Here is a 20,891-nt window from a genome sequence, read left to right as displayed (position 1 = left end):
CGGAGCGATCATGAACAGGACCCGAAGGGCGGCGGTGCTGGCGGCCGGTGCCGCGGCTGCCGTCGCGGGGGCGGTGTCGGTGCTGCCTTCATCGGCCGCGGCCACGACATCAGGCGATCTCGGCCGGTTCTACCAGCAGCGTCTTGACTGGAAGGCGTGCACGCTGGGCCCGGGCGACGAGGTCGGCAAGGAGCTGGACGACGCCGGCGCCAGGTGCGCGGACGTGAGCGTGCCGCTGGACTACGCCGACCCGGACGGCCGCACCATCACCGTCGCGATCTCGCGGTTGGAGGCGTCCGGTACCGCGCCGCGGCTCGGCACGATGCTCCTCAACGGCGGCGGGCCCGGCCCGGCCATCGATCTGCCGCCGTACATGCGGCGGCTGATGGGGAAGGCCGGTCAGCGCTACGACCTGGTCGGCATGGACCCGCGGTCGCTGGGGCGCAGCGCCGGCGTCGACTGCGGCTGGCCCAGCGCCACCTGGATCAAGGGCCCGGGTGCGACCCGCAGCTCGTTCGAGAGCTCGGTGCGGTTCGCCAAGCACCTGGCGGACCGGTGCGCGCGGACGAACGCGAGCCTGCTGCCCCACATCAGCACCCGTAACATCGCCCGCGACATGGACGTCATCCGGGGCGCGCTCGGCGAGCGGAAGATGTCCTACAACGGCGCGTCCTACGGCACCTACCTCGGCTCGGTGTACGCGACGATGTTCCCCGGCCGGCTCGACCGCGTCGTCCTGGACAGTTCGCAGGACCCCTACAGCTGGGGGCCGCGCCTGATGGCCGGCACCGAGGACGCCAACGAACGAGCGCTCTCCGACTGGGCCGGATGGGCGGCCGAGCGCGACGACGAGTACGGCCTCGGAGACACCCGGGACGAGGTCCTCGGGCTGGTGGACCGCATCCTCGCGGCGTCCGCCCGCGCACCCCTCGCGATCGGCCCGTACCGGCTGGACACCTCGATGCTGCCGGTCGTGCTGGTCGACAACCTCGGCACCGACGAGGACCCGGCACGCGCCAGCCTCGCCGAGTCCGTGCGGGTGCTGCGGGAGGCGGCGGCAGGGCGTCCCGCCCAGCCGACCCCGGACCTGGCCAGCGAACTGGCCTACCTGCTGACCGGTGCGGATTCGCGTGACGGCAGCGGCCAGGCCGCCCTCATCTGCGGGGACGTGGCCGCACCCCGCGACCCCGAGGGCTACTGGCGCGACGTCCAGGAGCACCGTCGTACCGCACCGGTCTTCGGAGCGCTCGCCCACAACATCGGCCCCTGCGCCTTCTGGCCGGTGCGGCCCGCCGAGCCTCCGACGAAGGTCGGCGCGGACCTGCCCGCGCTGATGGTGGCCGCGACAGGCGACACGCGGACCACCTACCGGCGAAACCAGATCGTCCACCGCCTCTTGCGCGGCACCCGGATGATCACGTTGGACGCCAATGTCCACGCGCCCTACCAGCGCGGATACCCCAACACCTGCGTCCGCGACCGCGTCAACGACTACCTGCTGTCCGGCCAGCTCCCGCCCCGCGACCTCACCTGCCCCCCGGAAGGATGAGAGCACACTTCCGCCGCTCTAGCCTCGCGCTTTCGCCTGGGGCGGGCGGGGACTGACCGTTGACATGAGAAAAGTGCCTCTGGCCTGGAAGGATCGAGATTGCGAAGTCACGATTCAGTCCATGCCGGAAGGCACTTTTCACGTGAACACTACAGGCCGGAAGCCCAAGATCGTTGTTTCATCTGATGGAGCGGGGATCGTCTGTCAGGCCGGTGGCCTGTTGCTGATGGAGACGCTGCGGGTCAGCGGGCTGGGCCGCGGCCTGGCCGGGGCGTTGGCGGGATGGCGGCGGCCTCGTTCGGTTCACGATCCAGCGAAGATCGTGACGGATCTGGCGGTGACACTGGCGTTGGGCGGGGACTGCCTGGCCGACGTGGCGGTGCTGCGGAACTCGCCGGAGCTGTTCGGGCCGGTGGCATCCGATCCGAGCGTGTCTCGGCTGGTCACCGCGCTGGCCGGGGCGGGCCCCAAGGCGTTGCGGTCGATCCGCAAAGCACGCGCGGTGGCGCGTGAGCGGGTGTGGGCCCTGGCCGGTGAGCACGCTCCGGGCGCCGGCGGGCGCCTGATCCCGGTCGACCTGGACGCGACCGTCGTGATCGCGCACTCGGAGAAGGAACATGCCGCCCCGACGTGGAAACGCACCTTCGGGCACCATCCGATGACCGCGTTCATCGACCACGGTGAAGGCGCGGGCGGCGAGGCCGCCGTGCTGCTGCTGCGGCCGGGCAACGCCGGGTCCAACACCGCCGCCGATCACATCACCGCGGGTCGGCTCGCCCTCAACCAGATCCCCGCCCACCTGCACAAGCAAGTGCTGATCCGGACCGATTCGGGCGGCGGCACCCACGGGTTCCTGGACTGGATCGCCGCCCGCCGGCTGAAGTACTCCATCGGGTTTAACCTGACCGACGACATCTGCGCCGCGATCCTCGCGCTGCCCGAGAGCATCTGGGAGGTCGCCTACGACGCCGACCGGCAACCACGGGACGGTGCGTGGGTCGCCGAACTCACCGCAATGCTCGACCTGTCGCCCTGGCCCAAGGGCATGCGCGTCATCGTCCGCCGTGAACGCCCGCACCCCGGTGCGCAGCTGCGGTTCACCGATATCGACGGGCACCGATTCACCTGTTTCGTCACCGGCACCCGGCCCGGCGGCGGCCGTGGCCAACTCGCTGACCTGGAACTACGCCACCGCCGCCGGGCCCGCTGCGAAGACCGCATCCGGTGCGCCAAGGACACCGGCCTGCGCAACCTGCCGCTCCACGGCGCCGCCCAGAACCAGATCTGGCTTGAACTCGTCGCCCTGGCATGCGAGCTGACCGCCTGGACCCAGATGCTCGCCTTCGCCGATCACCCGGCCCGCCGCTGGGAACCCAAACGGCTACGCCTGCGCGTGTTCTCGGTGGCCGGACGCCTGGTCAAAGGCGGCAGACGCCTCCGACTCCGCCTGGCCCACCACTGGCGGTGGGCCGACCTGATCGCCACCGCGATCACCCGCCTGCAGATGCTCCCGGCGCCCTGACCAGCCAGAACCGTCCCGTCAACCCCAGGAAGGAGACCAGCCGGGCCCGTGGAACCCCGCCCACCCGACGCGACAGTCGGGCCCAACGGCTGACCCACCACTCAAAACAAGGAGCCGGTCGGGACACCGAGCACCCCAACAAGCCTCACGAAAGATCGAGGCTAGGGGCGTGAGGTGGCGTTGCTCAACGATTGAAGAATGCGGGCGGCTTCCGTCCAGAGGACGGCGCCGCCGATTCCTTCGACCACGTGGCGCCGGGCGTGGGGGATTCGGGACGCGAGTGTTGCGCCATTGTCTGGTGAATGGCTCGTGTCCAGCTCCCCGTACCAGAGGTCAACGGGAACGTTGATCTGGCCGAGGTCGAAGGACCACCTCCCCATGGCGAGTGTGGTGTCGCGGGCATAGCCGTCCGGTCCCTGCGCGAACGCCTCGTCCAGTGCCCGCCGGTATGCCGCCGCGAACGCCGGGTCTTGGTACACCCGCAGGTCCGGCTTCGGGCTCGCGTCCATGACCATCTTCCTCATCGCCTCGGCGCTGAATCCTGCCAGGCGAGGGGGACGAAACGCCGAGCCCTGGCCGATCCACGGAAACAATGCGCACTCCCAGGGAACGGACGACGTTCTCACCGAAACCGAGCCATCTGCTTATGGCCGCCCCTGGGCAGAGCAGAACCGGCACGCCGTCGTCCGCGCCCCACTCAGCCCAGCCGAGCACCCGGCCGTCGGACAGCGTGGTCTCCCCGAGCCGCTCGGGCTCCGCGACGAACACCATGATCCGAATGATGGTGTCCACGACGTCAGGGCCGCACGCGATCTACCCGGCAGATCGATGATGAGATCGTCACCGACGGCGGACGTATCGATTGGAGCCTCCATGCCGCAAGAACCAGATCCAGCCGCCTTGTACCCGGAAGTCGCTGCGCAGGGCGGCCTGGCCGCAGCGCTCCACACCGCCGCCGCTGATCAAGGCATCTCCCTCACCATGGTGGCCGGCCCCTCCGATCCGCTGCGTTATGCGACGGGGACTACACCATCAGGGAATGGTGGAACGGCCCGGCCCTGACCCAGGTGACCACCCCCGCTGAAGCAGTCGTCATCGCCGTAGGCCGCATCCCGGGCCATCTCCTGCAGCAGTCCCCCGACGCCTGAACCGCTTGGTCTACGAACGATCTGCCGCGGTGTCCGCGTCCGCTCGGGGGACGTCCGCGTGGAAGGGGGTGACCTCGGGCAGGGCGGCCTCCCACCAGGGCACGCCCTCTACCCCTGAGATCCGCCATCCTCGCCGGGTGCGGGCGGCGTTGAGGTGGTAGCGCTCGGCGAACAGCCGTCCCCGCCCTTCGGGCTGGCCGACGAATACGGCGAGCAGGTTGGCGGCGATCGTGGCGGTGTCGCCGTCCACCTCGATGAGGGGGTTGGTGATGAAGCTCTGGGTGAACACGCCGGCCGGGCGGATTCTGCGAGCCTTCTCGACGAGGGCGTCGATTCCCTGCACCAACGTTGGCACCGCCAACATAATGGATCGTGGGTGGCCCCAACAAGTCAGGGGTCAGGTGTGGCAGATGCCGCCGCGGCAGCCGCGGAGTTCGTTGAGCCTGCTTTGCAGTTCTTCAAGGCGCTGCGGGGAGAGCTGCTCGATGGTGTTGTCGAGTTCGGTCGGGTCGTTCTTGAGCGCGTAGTACTCCCGCCGGCCGTCGGCGTACTCGACGTAGAGTTCGCCGGCCGTGCGCAGGGCCTCGTAGCCGGGCGGGTTGCCGGCGGCGCGGCCCTGCCGGTCGGGGTCGTCCGGCCGGTCGTTCGGGCCGTGGTGTTCGATGAGCACCGCCTCGCGCCTCGGCGTCGGGTCGCCCTTCAGGGCTGGGACGAGGGAGCGGCCGTCCACCGACGCGGGTACGGGCACGCCGCCGAGTTCCTCGAAGGTCGGGCAGAGATCGGTGTTCTGCGTCAGCCCGCGGTGGGTGGACCCGGCGGGCACACCCGGCCCGGTCACCATGAGCGGCACCCTGATGTCGGTGTCGAAGGCGGTCTGCTTTCCCTGCGCCAGGCGGTGCTCACCCAGGTGGAACCCGTTGTCGGACGAGAAGACCAGGTAGGTGTCGCGGTCGGTGCCGGTCGCCTTGAGCGTCGCCTGGAGACGTCCGATCAGGTCGTCGACCGCCTGGACGGACCGGGCCCGCTTGCGGTACACCGTGTCGATCTTGCGGATCTGTTCCGGCCGGAGGCGCGGGTGGCCCTGGAGCCAGCCCGGCTTGTCGGAGATGTCGGCCTCGTTGAAGGCGGGTCCGCGCGGGGCGAGGAGGCCGGGGAACAGGCCGGCGTCGCGCGGAGCCGGGGTGGCGGGACCGTGCGGGGCGAAGGTCGCGATCTCCATCATGAACGGCCGGCGGTCCTTGGCCGCCTGGGTGACGAAGCCCGCCCCCTTGCCCGCCAGGACGTCGGTCAGATAGTCCTCCGGCCGGTTCCCGTACCGGACCTGGCGCCCATTCTCGTTCAGCGTGTAATTGAACTCCGGGTAGCCGTTACCGGCGACGTCCCATTCGTCCCAGCCCGGAGGAACCGGATCGTTCGGCTGATAGCCGTTGAGGTATTTCCCCATCATCGCCGTGCGGTATCCGGACTTCCGCAGTGCCGTGGCGAAGGTGGCCTGCTCGTTGCCACGGCCCCTGAACGTCCGATAGCCGCCGTCCGCGCCCTGATTCGTGAACACACCTGTGTTGTGCGGGTACTTGCCGGTGAAGATGGTGGATCGCGAGGGGCAGCACAGCGAGTCGGTGACGTAATAGTCGCTGAACGTCATTCCCCGCTGTTGCATCTGCTTGACATGCGGCATGTACTGCACCAGGTTCGACGCGAGGTCGTCGGTGAGCACGAAGATGATGTTCGGACTTTCAGGTGCCCGCACCTGCGATTCCACCTCCTGGCAGGCGGCCAGGGGCAGCGAGGCGAGGGCCGACAGGGCGGCGGCCGCCGGCGCGATCAGCCGGACCGGTCGTCTCATGGGAGCCTCTTCCGTCGACGGCGAAGACCAGTGGACCATCCTCGGAAAACCCTCTGGGAGATTCCGAGTCACCGCCTGAGAAGGTCCTGGGACCGCCGGAAGAATCCCTTAGCCGAGCGCGTCCTGGGACGCTTGGTCTTCGGGGGGCGTTTCGTCCTTTGCGGGGGCTCCCAGCCAGGCCCTGACGGTGGTGATCTCGTCGTCGGAGAGCCCCTCGTCATCGGCCCGGCCGACGACGTTCTTCGTGAAGGCCATGCCGATCTCCGCCGGGGTGGGCGGCGGCTGCCGGTACAGCGGGCAGCCGCCGTACGAGGTGCCCTGCGCGACGAAGGTGACGCTTCCGCGGCTGATGGGGAACCCCTGCTCACGGAGCCGGTCCCGGGACCACCGCGTGCATTCGGTCAGGTTGAACTCGTTGGTGCGGGCGTAGTCGGAGAGGGTCTGGTAGATCAGCGGCCACCATTCCTGCGGGAGCCGGGGCAGATTGAGCAGGTCCACCATGCGCTCGACGGGCTCCGGGAGGGTGATGCGCGGCGGGGCGGCACCGGTGTCCTCGGGCGGAGCATGACGGCTCTGGTCCCACATCCGATGCTGTGACATCTGCAGATCGGGCAATCTCAAACTGCCCACCGCGCGCGCGAAGCTGCCGAAACCGAACCATCGGGTCCTGCTGATCGCGTCGTCCAGTTCGTCGCGCACCTGCTGCGCCACGGTGGCCATGTTCAGGGGTTCGGACGCGTTCTCGTACTCCGTGACGACCATGGACCGGAACGACTCGTACGCGTTCTTCTGGTCGACCGGGACGACACCGCCGACGGCATCGCCGAACGCGGAGGCCGCGGCGTCGTCGGCGTCATCGTCGACGTCGACCGGCTCGCCCTGGATCAGTGCCAGTAACCCCTGGTTGCCGAGCGTCCGGTCGGCGATCGAGGTGAACGCCTCCGCCGTGTCCGCGGGTGACACGATCATGGTCCGCCGGTCCGCGCGGCGCAGCCGCTGCAGCAGCGGCGTCATGTCGGAGTCGCCGGAGGCGATCACGAACTCCTCGTAGCAGGGGTCGGCCGACAGGGCATCGACGGCGTCCACGACGATCCTGATGTCGGCGCCATTCTTCGTGGCGTTGTAGCGAGGGCAGTCGATCACCTCGAAACCGGCGCGGACGAACGACGTCCGGAACTTGGAGAAGAACAGCCGCGTCGGCTCCCCCGAAGGGTCGCGGTGGCCCACCCATCCGCTCGGATTGAGGTAGCAGCGCAGGATCAGCCAGCGCCGCTCGGCATCGTCCGTCAGCGCCGTCGACAAGTGGCGGAGCCACGTCCCGGGATCGCGCGCGAACCGGATGGCGACCTCCGGGTCCAGCTTGAAAAGCCCGATGAAGACATTGTCGAAGTCGAGATAGAGCGCCGTGCGGACATACCCCATGAGCGCAACGTATCAGCAGATCAACGAACAAAGGCGGGGCTGTGCACAAAACGGCATAAGCGGTCCGGGGAACAGCGCGGCCCGGCCGCCCCGAAGTCCCTGTCCTCCACGGTCGCGCCCGGCGCCGTCCGACCCGGCGGGGACGGCGCCGCCGAGGATGCGGGCCCGCTCCCCCGGGACGACCGCATCCCACACGACCGGCCCCGGCAGCCGCGCCAATCAATGGCGAGAATGAAGCCTTTCTGAATTCGCCGCAACCGCGAGAGGGCGGCGCAATTAATTGCAAAAAATGGACAAGACAGAAAAGACGATCTATGCTCAAAGTCGCAGCAGGATGGGCGGGTGGCGACATGGTGACGACACAAGGCGGCCTGCCCCGGCGCTCATCGGCGCCGCGGGCCTCCGGCGGACGGTGATCGGCGGGATGCTCGCACGCGTCCTCCGCCGGCGGTGGTTCTGGCCGGTGGTCGCGGCGGCGGCGATCCTGCTCATCTCCGGGTTCGTGCTGGCCGAGCCGAAGGCGGACGGCGACGGCACGGTCCGCGTGATGACCTACAACCTCCGCGGCGTCAACGACCCGTCGCCCAGGGACTGGAAGACCCGGTTGCCGCTGGTCGAGCGGCTGCTGAACCGGCACGACCCGGACCTGCTGGGCGTGCAGGAGGCGCGGTGGCACCAGGTCCGCGACCTCGCCCGCGCGCTGCCGGACCACGGCTGGATCGGCCTCGGCAGCCAGGGCGGCACCCGCGACCAATTCCTGGCGATCTTCTACCGCAAGTCACGGTTCGAGGTCCTGGACTTCGATCACTTCTGGCTCTCCGACACCCCCGCCGTGATCGGCTCGGCCACCTGGGGCAACCGGTACGTCCGGATGGTGACGTGGGCCAAGTTCCGCGACCGCCGCACCGGCACCGTGATGTACCAGGCCAACACGCATCTGGACAACATGTCGGCGACCTCCCGGGTGAAGAGCGCCGGGCTGATCCTGGACCGCGTCCGCAAGTTCCAGGCGGGCGTGCCCGTCGTCCTCACCGGGGACTTCAACGCCGCGGCCGGCGCCTCGCCCGCGTACACGATCCTCACCGGGCCCGACGCGTTCCGGGACACGTGGACGACGGCCGACCGGCACGGCCCGCAGTACCGCACCGAGAACCACTGGCTGCCCCCGGAACAGGACGGCAAGCGGATCGACTGGATTCTGGCGCGCGGCGCGGTCCGCACGGTCTGGACCGAGATCGACCCGTACCGCGCCCGCGGGATCTACCCGTCCGACCACGATCCCGTGATCGCTCACGTTAAGATCTCCGGATGATCGGCGAGGAGCGGCTCTGCTGGATGAGAGTGGCGAGCTTCCGGGAGGTGCCCGGCTTCGGTGACCTCCCGCAGGGCTGGGTGCAGGCCGGTCACCTTCCGCGGGGCGCCCGGGCACGGCTGCTGCGCGGCGGGGTCCTGATCGCCGAGGACCTCCGTGCCGGGGCCCTGATCAGGGAGAAGATCATCGGGACGCGACTGGAGCCCAGGGAGAAGATCGGCGAGTTCCGCCGGGTCGCGGTGGCCACCGGGCACGGCGAGGTCCGCACGGACGATCACATCGAGGTCTACACACGAGCGGAGCCCGCGGAAGCCGATCGGCACCGCGCCGAGGAACACCCCCTGGGACGCGCGACCGTGCGCGAGACGACCGAAGATCCGCTGGCGGGGCCGGGCGCGCGGGTCGACGCGGCCGAGGGAAGGCTGCGAGCGGGCGACCGCGTCCGGATCGTGCGCGGCGGCCGGCCGGTGGCCGGGGCGCTGCGGCTGCTGCTCCTGGCCGACGAGGCCGGGGCGCCGGCGGGCGAGCTGGCAGCGGGCGGACGCGGGTCGCTGTACCTGGGCCATCCCGATCTGCGCCCCGGAGACACCGTCCTGGCCTACGGCGTTCCGGCACCGGAGCGGACGGAGGCGCGAACCCCCACGCTCAGCGTCACCGACATCGAGTCCGCAGGTGAGGTGGCCCGCGCCGTCGTCCTCCCGATCAGGAGTTACGTGCTGTCGCCGGACCCGGTCGAAGGGCTGGCGGCCGGGCATCGCGCCCGCGTGCTGCGCGACAAGACCGTCATCGCCGACGGCCTGACCATCGGCGGCGTTTCCGCGATGGGCTTGCTGGAGCAGTCGATCAGAGTCAATGCCGACAACAAGCTGAGAGTCGGCATCGACTTTCCCGACCTGCGGAAAGGCGACTGGATCGAGCCCTACCGGGTTCTGCCCGCGCGGGAGTGACCGCACGCGAAAGCCCGCCGCGAGGAGGGCGGCGGGCTTTCGTGCGGAACGTCAGGCGAGGCCGGACTTCTTGAGCCAGTCCTCGGCGACCTTCTCCTGGTCGTCCTTGTCGATGGAGATGCGCTTCATCATGTCGAGGAGGTCCTGGGTGGTGAGCTTGGCGGAGACCGCGTTCAGGGCCGCCTTCGCCTTGTCGTCCACCGCGGACTTGTTGACGAGCGGCGTGACGTTCTGGGCGCTGAAGACGTGCTCCGGGTCCTCCAGGACGACCAGCTTGTTCTGCTGGATCGTCGGGTCGGTCGTGAACAGGTCCGCCGCCTGGATCTTGTTCTCGGTGAGCAGCTTCACCAGGGTGGCCTGGGCGCCCGCGTCGAACGGCTGGAACTTCTTGAAGTCCAGGCCGTAGACCTTCTTGAGGCCGACGAGCCCCTGCTGGCGGGTCTTGAACTCCGACGGCCCGGCGATCGTGAGGTCCTTGGCGACCGGCTTCAGGTCGGCGATGGACTTCAGGCTGTACTTGGCGGCCGTCTGCGGGTTGACGGTGACGGAGTCCTTGTCCTCGGCCTGCGCGGAGTTCAGGATCTCGACGCCGGCCGGCAGCTTCGCCTTGAGCGCGGCGTTGATCTCATCGGTGGTCGCGGCGGTGCTGGTCTTGTCGACCGACGTGGTGAGCAGTGCGCCGTTGTACTCGGGGATCACGCTGATGCCGCCCTTGACGATCTGGTCGTAGTAGATCTCGCGGGCGCCGATGTTGAACTTGCGGGTGACCTTGATCCCCTTGGCCTCGAGGGCCTGCGCGTACAGCTCGCCGAGCAGGTTGCTCTCGGGGAAGTTGGCGCCGCCGACGGTGACGGTGCCGTTGCCGCCGCCGCCGGAGAGGGGGTTCGAGTCGTCGCCGGAGTCTCCGCTGCCGCAGGCGGACAGCGTCAGGGCGGCCACGAGGCCGACGACCGCGCCACTGATGAGTCTGTTCATTGTCCTTGTCCTTAGTTCAGGAGGATCGGGCGGAGCCGAGGAGGCCCGGTGAGATGACGAGGCGGCGCAGCGCCGCGAAGACCAGCTGGACGATCAGTGCCAGCAGCACCACCAGGACGGTGCCTCCGACGACGAGCTGGTAGTCGTTGCGCGCCAGCCCGTCGATGATGTAGCGGCCGAGGCCGCCGAACCCCGGGTAGGCGGCGATGGTGGCGGTGGCGACGACCTGGATCGCGGACGTGCGGAGCCCGAGCAGGATCAGCGGCAGCGCCATCGGCAGCTCGACCCGCCACAGGACGCCCCAGCCGGTCATCCCCATGCCGCGCGCCGCGTCCTTGGCGTCCGCGTCGACCCCGCGGAGGCCCTCGAAGGTGTTGACGAGGATCGGCGGCACCGCCAGCGCCACCAGCGCGACGATGACCGGGGTGATGCTGTACTCGATCACCACGACGAACAGCACCAGCCCGAAGGTCGGGACGGCGCGCGCGATGTTCGCCAGGCTGATCGCGAGGAAGCCGCCCCGGCCGGTGTGCCCGACGACGAGCCCCAGCGCCAGCCCGATGACCGCGGCGCAGAGCAGGGACACGCCGCTGTAGTAGACGTGCTGGAGCAGCCGGTGCGGGATGCCGTCGCCGCCGTGCCACTGCGACGACGCGGTCAGCCACGTCCAGAACAGGTCGATCTGGTTCCACAGGTCGTTCATGCGGTCCCCCGGGCTCGGGCCCACGGGGTGAGCAGGCGTTGGACGGTGACCAGGATCGCGTCCGTGACCAGGGCCAGCAGGACGATCAGGACGGTGGCGGCGATGATCTGCGTCTGGAACTGCAGCTGGTAGCCGCGGATGATGTCGTACCCGAGCCCGCCCTGCCCGATCAGCTGCCCGACGGCGACGAGGCTGATGGACGAGACGGCGGCGACGCGGGTACCGGCGATGACGATGGGCACGGCGATCGGCAGCTCGACCTGCATGAGCCGCCGCAGCGGCCCGAAGCCCATCGCCGTCGCCGCCTGCCGGACGGGTTCGGACACCGACGCGAGGCCGTCCACCACGTTCGGCACCAGCACCGACAGGCTGTACAGGGTCAGCGGGATCATGACCGTGGACGCCGTCAGCCCGGTGTACTGGATGAAGATCATGAACAGCGCGAGCGACGGGATCGCGTACATGACGTTCGAGATCGTCAGCGTCGGCGGGTAGAGCCAGCCCCAGCGACGGCACAGCACGCCGAGCGGCAGCGAGATGACCAGGCCGGACACCACCGGCAGCAGCGCGAGCCGCAGATGGATGAGGGCGTGCTCGGTGAGGGTGTCGGTGTGTTCGCCGATCCAGCCCCAGTCGATGTCCATCAGCCACCGTCCTTCGAGAGGGACGGGGCGTCGTCTTCCGCGTCCGCGCTCTCCGCGTCCGGGCCGTCTGTGTCCGTGCCGTCCGCGTCCCGGGTGCCGTGGGTGGGGACGGCGAGCAGGTCGGTGCCGGCGGCGGTGCCGACCACGGCGCCGGTGCCGTCGACGCCGACCGCCAGGCCGGACGGGGACAGGACCGCCGCGTCCAGCGCGACCCGCACCGAGTCGGTCCCGACCAGGAAGGTGGGGCCGACCGGGCGGAGGCTCGCCTCCCCCAGCGGCCCGGTGACCTGCGCCGGGCGGGCCCAGCCGAGCGGGTGCCGATCGTCGCCGACGACGAGCACCCACTCCTGTCCGGCGGCGTCCGAGGCGTCGGCGCTCGCCGGGCGGACCGCGTCGTCGCTCAGCCGCAGCCCGCCCGTTCCCGCGAAGGACAGCGTGCGGATTCCGCGGTTCTGCCCGATGAAGCCGGCGACGAAGTCGTCGGCGGGGTGGGCGAGGAGGTTCTCGGGGCTGTCGAGCTGGACGAGCCTGCCGCCGGTCTGGAACACCGCGATCCGGTCGCCGAGCTTGATGGCCTCGTCGATGTCGTGGGTGACGAACACGATCGTCTTGTGCAGCTCGTCCTGGAGGCGGAGGAACTCGTCCTGCAGTTCGGCGCGGACGACGGGGTCGACGGCGCTGAACGGCTCGTCCATCAGCATGACCGGCGGGTCGGCGGCGAGGGCGCGCGCGACGCCGACGCGCTGCTGCTGGCCGCCGGACAGCTGGAACGGGTAGCGCTTCCCCATCGACGGGTCGAGCCCGACCCGTTCCATGAGTTCCGCCGCCCGCTCCCGCGCCTTCTTCTTGTTCCAGGACAGCAGGTACGGGACGGTGGCGATGTTGTCGAGGATGGTGCGGTGCGGGAACAGCCCGGCGTGCTGGATGACGTAGCCGATGCCGCGCCGCAGCTCCGCGGGCTTGCGCTCGCGGACGTCCTGCCCGTCGATGAGCACGCGCCCGGACGTGGGCTCCACCATCCGGTTGATGGTCCGCAGCGCGGTGGTCTTGCCGCCCCCCGAGGTTCCGACGAACACGGTGATGCGGCCTGTGGGGCATTCGAGGCTGACGTCGTCGAGCGCGACGGTGCCTCCGGGATAGCGCTTGGTGACGCCCTCAAAGGTGATCAACGATTCACGTCCTCGCCGGGCGCCCGCGACGCCGATGATCGATTTCGGCCTTCTACCCAACCGTAATAAGTGGGTACCGTCATTTCAGTGCCCCGGCGTGTCCGGAACTTCGGATCTTGAGGATATCTACCGGGAATCTCGGGAAAGTACCGTTGCGGCGTGGAGAACAGCCGAATCGTTATCGATGGGACGAATCTCACCTGCGCGCAGGTGGTCCGCGCCGCCCGCGAGGATGTGACGATCGTCATGGCGCCGGACGGCGTCGAGCGGGCGAGCGACGCGTGGCGGGTCGCCCGCGACGTCGCCGGGTCGCAGCCGGTGTACGGGCGGACGACCGGCGTCGGCGCCAACCGCGTGGTGGACGTCGAGTGGGAGGACGCCGACGCGCACGGCCTGCGGCTGCTCCGCAGCCACGCGGCCGGGGCCGGGCCGCTGGTCGCGGCGGAGATCGTCCGGGCGATGCTGACCGTCCGGCTGAACCAGATCGCGGCGGGCGGATCGGGCGTGGAACCGGGCGCGCTGCAGGCCCTGGCGGACGTTCTCAACCTGGGCCTCCTTCCTCCGGTGCCGGTCTACGGGGCGATCGGCACGGGCGACCTGACGGCGCTGGCGTCGACCGCGCTGTGCCTGCTGGGCGAGCGGTCGTGGCTCGCGGGGCCGGACGGCCTCCAGGAGCGGGGCCCCGGCTACCGGCTCCGCTCCGCCGACGCGCTGGCCTTCATCAGCTCCAACGCGGCCACGCTCGGCGAGGCGGCCCTCGCCGTCGCCGACCTGCGGGAGATGCTCCGCGCGTCGACGGTCGTCGCCGCGCTGTCGCATTTCGCCGTCCGAGGCTCGGAGGAGCCGTACGCGCAGCCGGTGCAGGACGCCTGCCCGCATCCGGGCCAGCAGGAGGCCGCGGCCGCGATGCGCGGACTGCTCGCCTTCGACCAGCCGGCCCCGATGCGCATCCAGGACCCGTACGGGTACCGGGCGTTCCCGCAGGTGCACGGCCCGGCGCTGGAGGCGGCCCGCTATGCCGAGCAGGTCGTCACCCGCGAGATCAACGCCGCCGCCGAGAACCCCCTCGTCGACGTCCCGGCCCGGACGGTCTGGCACAACGGCAACTTCCACACCGCCTACGTCGGGCTCGCCCTGGACGCGGCCCGCGCCGCCCTGTTCCAGACGATGGCGCTCGCCGCCGCCCGCCTCGGAACGCTCGCCGAGCCGTCGTTCACCGGCCTCTACGCGTTCCAGGGCGAGACCGAGGCGTCCTCCGGGATCATGATCCTCGAGTACGTGGCGCATTCGTGCCTCGCGGACGTCCGGCGCCTCGCGACCCCGGCGGCGCTCGGGAGCGCGGTGCTGTCGCGCGGCGTCGAGGAGCACGCGGGCTTCTCCACCCAGTCGGCCCGCGCGACGACCGACGCCGTCGCCGCCTACCGGCTCGGGCTCGGCTGCGAGCTGGTCGCGGCCGTCCGGGCACTGCGGATGCAGGGGCGGGCGCCGTCCGGCGGACCGCTCAGGTCGGCGTCCGACATGACCGCCGCCGTCCTCGACCCGCGCATCGAGGACCGGCCGCTGGACACCGACATCGCCGCCGCCGCGGACCTCCTGCCCGACCTGGCCCGTCTCCACCCCTGACTCCCGGGGGCCCCGCATACGGTCAGCCCGCCGGGACCGTCTCGCCGGTCGAGGCGCGGACGCGCAGGGACGGCTCGCGGACGACGCGGCGCTTGCGGGGCTTGCCGTCGATGACGTCCACGATCAGCCGGACGGCGGAGTGCACGATGCCGTCGATGTCCCAGTCGACGCTGGTGAGCGGAGGGGTGAGCAGCGCCGACATCGGATGGTTGTCGTACCCGCAGACGGCGACGTCGCCGGGAACGGCCAGGCCCAGCTCGCGGGTGGCGGCGTAGACGCCGTAGGCGATCGAGTCGGCGAAGCAGAACACGGCCGAAGGGCGGTCGGGGCCGGCGAGCACCCGCATGGCGACCTCGGTGGACTCGGCGAGCGACTGCGGCACGGCGACCACGTCCACCCGCAGGCCCAGCCGCACGGCCTCGGCGTTGACGTGCACGTCGGCGGGGCGGTCCGGGGTGCTGGAGAGGGTCGGGGTGAACACGGTGACGCGCTGGTGCCCCAGATCGCGTAGATGTTCGAGGGCCAGCGTGACCCCGCGCCGGTTGTCGAACACGACCTCGCCCTGCGCCTGGCCGCCGTGCAGCGCGTCGCCGATGGAGACGACGGGGATCGCCGCGGCCAGCTCCGACCACAGGGCGGCGGACGGGTCGAGCGGCTGGACGATCAGGCCGTCCACCCGCTGGTCGCGCAGCCGGCGGGCGAGGGCCTGCTCCCGCTCGGGATCGCCGCCCGCGTCCACGATCAGGGCGTACCGGTCGCGGGCGAGCAGCGCCCGGCCGATGCCGACCGCCAGGGACTGCTGCCAGTAGTCCTCCAGCGAGCCGCACAGCAGCCCGACCTGGTCGGTGCGGCCGCTGGCGAGCGCGCGGGCGATCGGATGGGCCTCGTAGCCGAGCTCCTCCGCCGCCGCGCGGACCCGTTCCTGGGTCTCCTCGGAGGTCTGGATACCGCGCAGCGCGTACGACACCGCCGCGGGCGACAGCCCCGTCGCCTGCGCCACTTCCCGGATGGTCGCGCGCTTGCGCTTCTCCGACATCCCTCCAACCCTAGAGGCCGCCGCCGACAAAGCACGGACCGAACTTGACGAACCGGCTTCTGAAGCGGTTCACTGAAACGGTTAACTGATGCGGTTCAGTAGCCTGGCCAGTGGATTCACGCCGAGTTCCGGGTTCAGTGGGCCGCGCGCGACGACAGTTTCGGAGAGGAGCGAACCCGTGTCTTCCGAGGTCCTGCCCCGTGCCGCCGGCTTCGAGAGCCTGCCCGGCCATCCCCTCGACAAGCGGGAACTGCGGGAACTGGTCGACGACCTGGCCACGCGGCCGGGACTCTGGCGGCAGCACGTCGCCTTCCCGGAGGGAGAGCGCCACTACGCGTCCCTCTACCGGGACGAGCACGTGGACGTCTGGCTGCTCTGCTGGACGCCCGAGAACGACACCGGCTGGCACGACCACGACGTCTCCTCGGGAGCCGTGCGCGTCGTCGCCGGGTCCATCGAGGAGAACAACCCGCGCATGGGCGGCGAGCCTCTGCGGACCGTCGTCGGGGAGGGGCACTCGTTCTGCTTCGGCCCGGACCACATCCACCGGCTCACCGGGGTGGACGACGCCAGCGTCTCCATCCACGCCTACTCGCCGCCGCTGCAGCGTCTCGGCCAGTACTCCGTCGACGAGTCGGGCCTGATGCGCCGCCTGACGGTCGACTACACCGAGGAGCTCCAGCCGCCGGAGGAGCCGGCCTGAGGGTGGTGCCTCCGGCGGGCCCGCCCGGGGGCGGCGGGCTCGCCGGAGGGGGCGCGTCCGATCGAAGCCCGCTCACATCGACCGGACGCCCACATTTCCTTCAGCGCACCCCACCCCAGATGTGTCACACCGGCCCAAATCCCGTCACTCCGGAAGCCGGCGGTCGGTCACGGCGCACACGGTGATGACGACGGCGAAGCAGGTCGCGGCGCCTCTCAGGAGGCCCGCTTCGTAGTAGGTGTCCGTCACCAGGCTGACCGCGGCGTACCCCGTGACCGCCCCAGCGAGGAGCGCCACCGCCGCTTGGACGGCCCAAAGGCCGATCCGCATCGGTTCCAGACCGGCGAGGACGTCCCGCAGAGCGCACGCGACGGCCACCAGACAGACGAACGATCCGGCGGCCACCGCTATGAGCGGGGTACCGAAATTGACGCCGTACCGGACGGCCAGTGCGGGGACGAAAAAGAGGAGCAAGGCCCAGCGCAACCCACCGGCGACGGACGAGAGCGCCACCCCCGCTTCTCCAGGGCTCAGCCGTCCTGAGAACCAGCGCGCACCCACGAGAGCGCATGCGGCGACGATCGCACCTGGCAGGCGCCCGCTCAGATGACCGAGGTTGTACAGAAGCGCGGTGTCGTACACGGTCAACACCAGTTGCCCCAAGGCCCAGACGGACACGGCGAACAGAAGCATCTGTGTGAACGACAGGCGGTCTGGGGCAGGGCCCTCCTGCCTGGCCAGCCAGCGGAGCAGCAGCGGGGTGACCACAGCCGAGATGGATCGGATCACGATGTCGTCCACTGTGTAGGGGTTGTGCAGGTCCCACTCGACCGTGCAGAAGACGAAGGTGTAGGAGACCGATGCGGCCCACACCAGCCACGAGTTCACGAGACACCGATACAGATCGCGCGCCAACCATCGCAGCACCGTGACATAGGCCAGGAGGACGAGGGGCAGCTCAAGGAACGCCTGCACCCGCAGGACTGACGGCGCGAGCAGCTCCGGCATCGGGAAATGGCTTGCCGCGGCGCGCATCGCTGAGCCGTCCGCCAGTGCGAACCAGCCCTCTGGCAGGTACTTCGCAATGAACGAGGCATCGCCGTCATGTACGCGGAGCACGTACACGGTGAAGAGCACCTGGTTCAGGTATACGAGCCCGACGACCAGTCCCAGGAACACTTCTGGACGCGCCCAGGCCCGCGAAGACCCGGGCAAGGAGTCAGGTGCGCGCCGCCTCAACCGGGGCGCGATCGCGAGGCTCACTGCCGTCGAGGTCAGTACCGCCCCGTCCACCCCGATCGCCATGGGCGACCAACGTAGACGGTTCCGCAGGCTGCCGCATCGGCTTCAACGACGCCTTGAGGCGGGCGCGCAGCCACGCCGCGCCCGGACGTTCGACCAGCCGGTGCACGGCATAGGCGGCGAGCAGCGAGGCTCCGACGACCGCAGCCAGCGCCGCCCACCTGTCGAGCCCCGGGTACACCGCGTCCAGCAGCGGCAGCGCGACCTGAGAGTGGACGAGGTACAGCGGATACGTCAGCGCCCCGAGGACGGTCAGCCCGTGCCAGCGCAGCCGGTGCAGGCGGCCCGTCGCGACGAGGATCATCACCGCGAAGATCCCCGTGATGACGGCGCTGACGACGATCTCGTCGGCACCCCGGAAGACGTGCTCCGCCCGCCAGGCGCCCCAGTGCAGCGCCAGGAGGTACGACGCCGCCACGTATCCCCAGAGCAGCAGCGTCGGCCCGAACCGGTGGATCATGTAGAGCGCCATGCCCGCGATGAAGTAGCAACTCCAGGTCGGGATCAGCATCACCTGGAGCAGGTCGCTGTCCGCCTCGTCGGCGAAGACACCGCCGAGCATCCAGGCCGCCATGAAGATGAGGCAGGACCGATAGGTGATTCCGACACCCGCGAGGACGGCGGCGAGCACGTAGAAGTGCAGTTCGACCCAGAGCGTCCAGTAGACGGCGTCCACGTTCTCCAGGCCGAGCCCGCCCTGCAGCATGGTCAGGTTCGGGATGACCAGGCCGGGAACGCCGTGCCCCATCCGGAACAGCCCGTACACGAAGGCGCCCAGCAGCACGCTTACCCAATACGCGGGCATCAGCCTGACCAGCCGCGAGACTCCGAACTCCCCCGGGCTACGGCCCCACGCGCTCATCAGGATCACGAATCCGCTGATGACGAAGAACAGGTCGACGCCGAGATAGCCGAACCGGGTGACCGGGGCGATCTCGGGGAACACGTCCCTGGAGGGCGCGGGCCACGGCCCGGCCCCGCCGAACCCCGTGAAGTGGTACAGCACCACCGCCGTCGCCGCCGCGAAGCGCAGCAGGTCGAGTTCGCGCAACCGTTCCCGTCGTGTCACCGCGGAACCTTCCCGTCGCGAGGTTTCCCGTCCAGAGCCGCGAGGTGAACGCCGGATGGAGGAAAGGCCGCGATTGAACATTGCGGGGGCCACGTCGAACATTGCCCGGGCACGGTCTCGGAGTGCCCACGGCGGGGGCGGCGGGTCAGTAAGATGCCGGGTGCGTCTCCCGAACAATTGGTGGTTCTCCATGACATCTCGCCGCGCCCGTCGCGGCGCGGCGACTCTGATGCTGTGCCTGAGCCTGGTGGCGGTCGTGACGCTCACCGGTTGTTCCGTGCTCGCGGGTTCGTTGCACAAGCCGGCCGCGGCGGACGGGCCGGCGAAGAACGACGAGCCTCGCGGCGCCCCGCCCGTGGTGATGTTCCTCGGCGACAGCTACACGGTCGGCGACCGGGGCGTCGAGGCGGAGTCCACCTACGCCTCCGCCACCGCACGGCTGCTCGGCTGGCAGGTCGTCGTCGGCGGCCGGTCCGGCACCGGGTACGTCGTGAAGGGCCGCGGGCCGCACGCGTTCCTCGGCCTGTTCGAGAGCCAGCTCGGCTGGCGTCCGGCACCGGACATGCTGATCGTCTCCGGCGGCCACAACGACTTCCGGATTCCGCCGGCGCAGGTCGCGGCGGCGGCGCACGTGCTGCTCGAACGCGCCCGGCAGCGCTGGCCCGGCACCCGCCTCGTGGTGCTCGGCCCGCTCTGGGGGACGGGGACGCCGGTGCCCGGCGTGCTCGCCGTCCGGGACGCGCTGAAGAACCTGGCCGGCCAGCTCGGCATCCCGTTCGTCGACCCGATCGGCGAACAGTGGATCACCGGTGACCTGCTGACCGGCCAGGGCAACGCGCCCCGGCTCATCAAGCAGGACCGCACCCATCCGACGCCGGCGGGCCACCTGTACGTGGCGACCCGCCTGGCGGCGGACCTGAAGCGGCTGGGCCTGTCGCACCCCGTCCGGAAGGCCTGAGCGTCAGCCGGACGAGGGCCGTGCGAGGGTGAGGGAGAAGTCGCCCGCCTCGTCCGTCCAGAACTCGGCGAGCTCCATCCCGGCGGCGCCGAGTTCGGCCTCCAGCCGCTCCCGCCGGAACTTGGCGGAGATCTCGGTGCGCATCTCCTCCCCGGCGGCGAACGACACGTCCAGGTCGAGCCCGCCGACGCGGACGTCCTGGGCGCGGACGGATCGCAGCCGCATCTCGATCCACTCCTCGGCCTCGTTCCAGACCGCGACGTGCTCGAACGCGTCCGGGTCGAAGTCCGCGTCCAGCTCCCGGTCGATGACGCGCAGGACGTTGCGGTTGAATTCGGCGGTGACGCCGGCCGCGTCGTCGTAGGCGTGGACCAGCCGCCCGGCGTCCTTGACGAGGTCGGCGCCGAGCAGCAGGAAGTCGCCATCGGTCATGGTGGCGCGCACGCCGCCGAGGAACCCGATGCGCTCGGCGGGCGGCATGTTGCCGATCGTCCCGCCGAGGAAGGCGATGAGGCGCCGTTCGCCGCCGGGCAGCAGGTGCAGGTGCTGCTCGTAGTCGGCGACGACGGTCCGGACGGTCAGCCCGGGATGGTCGGCGGCGATCCCGGCCGCGGCGTCCTCCAGGAAGTCTCCGCTGACGTCCACCGGCACGTAGGAGCGCAGCGTGCCGGACAGCGCGTCGAGGAGCAGCCTGGTCTTCTCCCCTGACCCGGCGCCGAGTTCGAGCAGGGTCCGGGCGCCGGTGGCGGCGGCGATGTCGGGCGCCCGCGCGGTGAGGATCTCCCGCTCGCGCCGGGTCGGGTAGTACTCCTCCAGTTTGGTGATCTCCTCGAAGAGCGCGCTGCCGCGCTCGTCGTAGAACCACTTGGGCGGCAGGGTCTTGGGCGTGCCGGTGAGCCCCTCCCGGACGTCCCGGCGGAGCGTCTTGGCGAGGTCGTCGGCGGTCAGGAACCGGTCCACGTG

Annotated in this window: 19 protein-coding genes; 7 read left to right on the top strand and 12 right to left on the bottom strand. The window is 70.4% G+C overall.

Annotated elements, in window-relative coordinates:
* Positions 1-10 precede the first annotated feature (10 nt).
* On the top strand, positions 11-1,549 hold the full coding sequence (locus tag ACQPXG_RS12475; protein WP_433467819.1) for an alpha/beta hydrolase: 1,539 nt from the start codon (positions 11-13) through the stop codon (positions 1,547-1,549).
* Between the two features lie 121 nt (positions 1,550-1,670).
* Positions 1,671-3,071 carry an IS1380 family transposase gene (locus tag ACQPXG_RS12470; protein WP_433467818.1) on the top strand — a complete coding sequence of 467 codons (1,401 nt, stop codon included), beginning with the start codon at positions 1,671-1,673 and terminating at the stop codon, positions 3,069-3,071.
* Between the two features lie 161 nt (positions 3,072-3,232).
* Here the strand turns inward: ACQPXG_RS12470 and ACQPXG_RS12465 are convergent, their stop codons facing one another.
* The 4 genes from ACQPXG_RS12465 to ACQPXG_RS12450 form a co-directional block, all read right to left on the bottom strand.
* Positions 3,233-3,580 (bottom strand): alpha/beta fold hydrolase, encoded by a 348-nt coding sequence (locus ACQPXG_RS12465; protein ID WP_433467817.1) that lies wholly within the window; start codon positions 3,578-3,580, stop codon positions 3,233-3,235.
* 649 nt (positions 3,581-4,229) lie between these two features.
* Positions 4,230-4,574 (bottom strand): nuclear transport factor 2 family protein, encoded by a 345-nt coding sequence (locus ACQPXG_RS12460; RefSeq protein WP_433467816.1) that lies wholly within the window; start codon positions 4,572-4,574, stop codon positions 4,230-4,232.
* A gap of 42 nt (positions 4,575-4,616) precedes the next feature.
* Positions 4,617-6,065, bottom strand: coding sequence for a sulfatase family protein (locus ACQPXG_RS12455; RefSeq protein ID WP_433467815.1), 1,449 nt, complete (start codon positions 6,063-6,065; stop codon positions 4,617-4,619).
* Between the two features lie 108 nt (positions 6,066-6,173).
* Positions 6,174-7,487: an NYN domain-containing protein gene (locus tag ACQPXG_RS12450; RefSeq protein WP_433467814.1), complete on the bottom strand. Its 1,314-nt coding sequence runs from the start codon at positions 7,485-7,487 to the stop codon at positions 6,174-6,176.
* A 334-nt stretch (positions 7,488-7,821) separates the two neighbouring features.
* On the opposite strand from ACQPXG_RS12450, the gene ACQPXG_RS12445 reads away from it, so the two are divergent.
* Together ACQPXG_RS12445 and ACQPXG_RS12440 are read left to right on the top strand one after the other, a co-directional pair.
* The gene (locus tag ACQPXG_RS12445) at positions 7,822-8,799 is read left to right on the top strand and encodes an endonuclease/exonuclease/phosphatase family protein (protein ID WP_433467813.1); all 978 of its coding nucleotides are present in this window, start codon (positions 7,822-7,824) and stop codon (positions 8,797-8,799) included.
* Positions 8,796-9,746 (top strand): hypothetical protein, encoded by a 951-nt coding sequence (locus ACQPXG_RS12440; protein ID WP_433467812.1) that lies wholly within the window; start codon positions 8,796-8,798, stop codon positions 9,744-9,746. The genes ACQPXG_RS12445 and ACQPXG_RS12440 overlap by 4 nt, the downstream gene beginning before the upstream one ends.
* A 51-nt stretch (positions 9,747-9,797) precedes the next feature.
* Here the strand turns inward: ACQPXG_RS12440 and ACQPXG_RS12435 are convergent, their stop codons facing one another.
* Genes ACQPXG_RS12435 through ACQPXG_RS12420 form a run of 4 tightly spaced genes read right to left on the bottom strand, consistent with a single transcriptional unit; the run spans position 9,798 to position 13,237 of the window.
* Positions 9,798-10,721, bottom strand: coding sequence for an ABC transporter substrate-binding protein (locus ACQPXG_RS12435; RefSeq protein WP_433467811.1), 924 nt, complete (start codon positions 10,719-10,721; stop codon positions 9,798-9,800).
* Positions 10,722-10,737: 16 nt separating this feature from the next.
* Positions 10,738-11,424 (bottom strand): ABC transporter permease, encoded by a 687-nt coding sequence (locus tag ACQPXG_RS12430; protein WP_433467810.1) that lies wholly within the window; start codon positions 11,422-11,424, stop codon positions 10,738-10,740.
* Positions 11,421-12,068, bottom strand: a complete 648-nt coding sequence (locus tag ACQPXG_RS12425) for an ABC transporter permease (protein ID WP_433467809.1) — start codon at positions 12,066-12,068, stop codon at positions 11,421-11,423. The genes ACQPXG_RS12430 and ACQPXG_RS12425 overlap by 4 nt, the downstream gene beginning before the upstream one ends.
* Complete coding sequence (locus ACQPXG_RS12420) at positions 12,068-13,237, bottom strand: ABC transporter ATP-binding protein (RefSeq protein WP_433467808.1); 1,170 nt, start codon at positions 13,235-13,237, stop codon at positions 12,068-12,070. Before ACQPXG_RS12420 ends, ACQPXG_RS12425 begins: the two co-directional genes overlap by 1 nt.
* A gap of 159 nt (positions 13,238-13,396) precedes the next feature.
* Here ACQPXG_RS12420 and ACQPXG_RS12415 point away from each other — a divergent pair, with 159 nt between their 5' ends.
* Positions 13,397-14,860 carry an aromatic amino acid ammonia-lyase gene (locus ACQPXG_RS12415; RefSeq protein ID WP_433467807.1) on the top strand — a complete coding sequence of 488 codons (1,464 nt, stop codon included), beginning with the start codon at positions 13,397-13,399 and terminating at the stop codon, positions 14,858-14,860.
* Between the two features lie 22 nt (positions 14,861-14,882).
* Here the strand turns inward: ACQPXG_RS12415 and ACQPXG_RS12410 are convergent, their stop codons facing one another.
* On the bottom strand, positions 14,883-15,896 hold the full coding sequence (locus ACQPXG_RS12410; protein WP_433467806.1) for a LacI family DNA-binding transcriptional regulator: 1,014 nt from the start codon (positions 15,894-15,896) through the stop codon (positions 14,883-14,885).
* A 178-nt stretch (positions 15,897-16,074) separates the two neighbouring features.
* Here ACQPXG_RS12410 and ACQPXG_RS12405 point away from each other — a divergent pair, with 178 nt between their 5' ends.
* Positions 16,075-16,599 carry a cysteine dioxygenase gene (locus ACQPXG_RS12405; protein ID WP_433467805.1) on the top strand — a complete coding sequence of 175 codons (525 nt, stop codon included), beginning with the start codon at positions 16,075-16,077 and terminating at the stop codon, positions 16,597-16,599.
* Between the two features lie 144 nt (positions 16,600-16,743).
* On the opposite strand, the gene ACQPXG_RS12400 is transcribed toward ACQPXG_RS12405, so the two are convergent.
* Together ACQPXG_RS12400 and ACQPXG_RS12395 are read right to left on the bottom strand one after the other, a co-directional pair.
* Positions 16,744-17,904 (bottom strand): hypothetical protein, encoded by a 1,161-nt coding sequence (locus tag ACQPXG_RS12400; protein ID WP_433467804.1) that lies wholly within the window; start codon positions 17,902-17,904, stop codon positions 16,744-16,746.
* Positions 17,819-18,970, bottom strand: a complete 1,152-nt coding sequence (locus ACQPXG_RS12395) for an acyltransferase family protein (RefSeq protein ID WP_433467803.1) — start codon at positions 18,968-18,970, stop codon at positions 17,819-17,821. The genes ACQPXG_RS12400 and ACQPXG_RS12395 overlap by 86 nt, the downstream gene beginning before the upstream one ends.
* Before the next feature lie 190 nt (positions 18,971-19,160).
* Between ACQPXG_RS12395 and ACQPXG_RS12390 the strand changes: the two genes are divergently transcribed.
* Positions 19,161-19,928 carry an SGNH/GDSL hydrolase family protein gene (locus tag ACQPXG_RS12390; protein WP_433467802.1) on the top strand — a complete coding sequence of 256 codons (768 nt, stop codon included), beginning with the start codon at positions 19,161-19,163 and terminating at the stop codon, positions 19,926-19,928.
* Positions 19,929-19,931: 3 nt separating this feature from the next.
* Here ACQPXG_RS12390 and egtD read toward each other — a convergent pair whose 3' ends face one another.
* Positions 19,932-20,888, bottom strand: coding sequence for an L-histidine N(alpha)-methyltransferase (gene egtD / locus ACQPXG_RS12385; RefSeq protein WP_433467801.1), 957 nt, complete (start codon positions 20,886-20,888; stop codon positions 19,932-19,934).
* Between the last annotated feature and the right edge of the window lie 3 nt (positions 20,889-20,891).

Source organism: Spirillospora sp. CA-128828 (assembly GCF_050945415.1).
Taxonomy (GTDB): Bacteria; Actinomycetota; Actinomycetes; order Streptosporangiales; family Streptosporangiaceae; genus Spirillospora.
The sequence above is the reverse complement of the archived record's forward strand: the minus strand, read 5'-3'. Positions and strand labels throughout refer to the sequence as shown.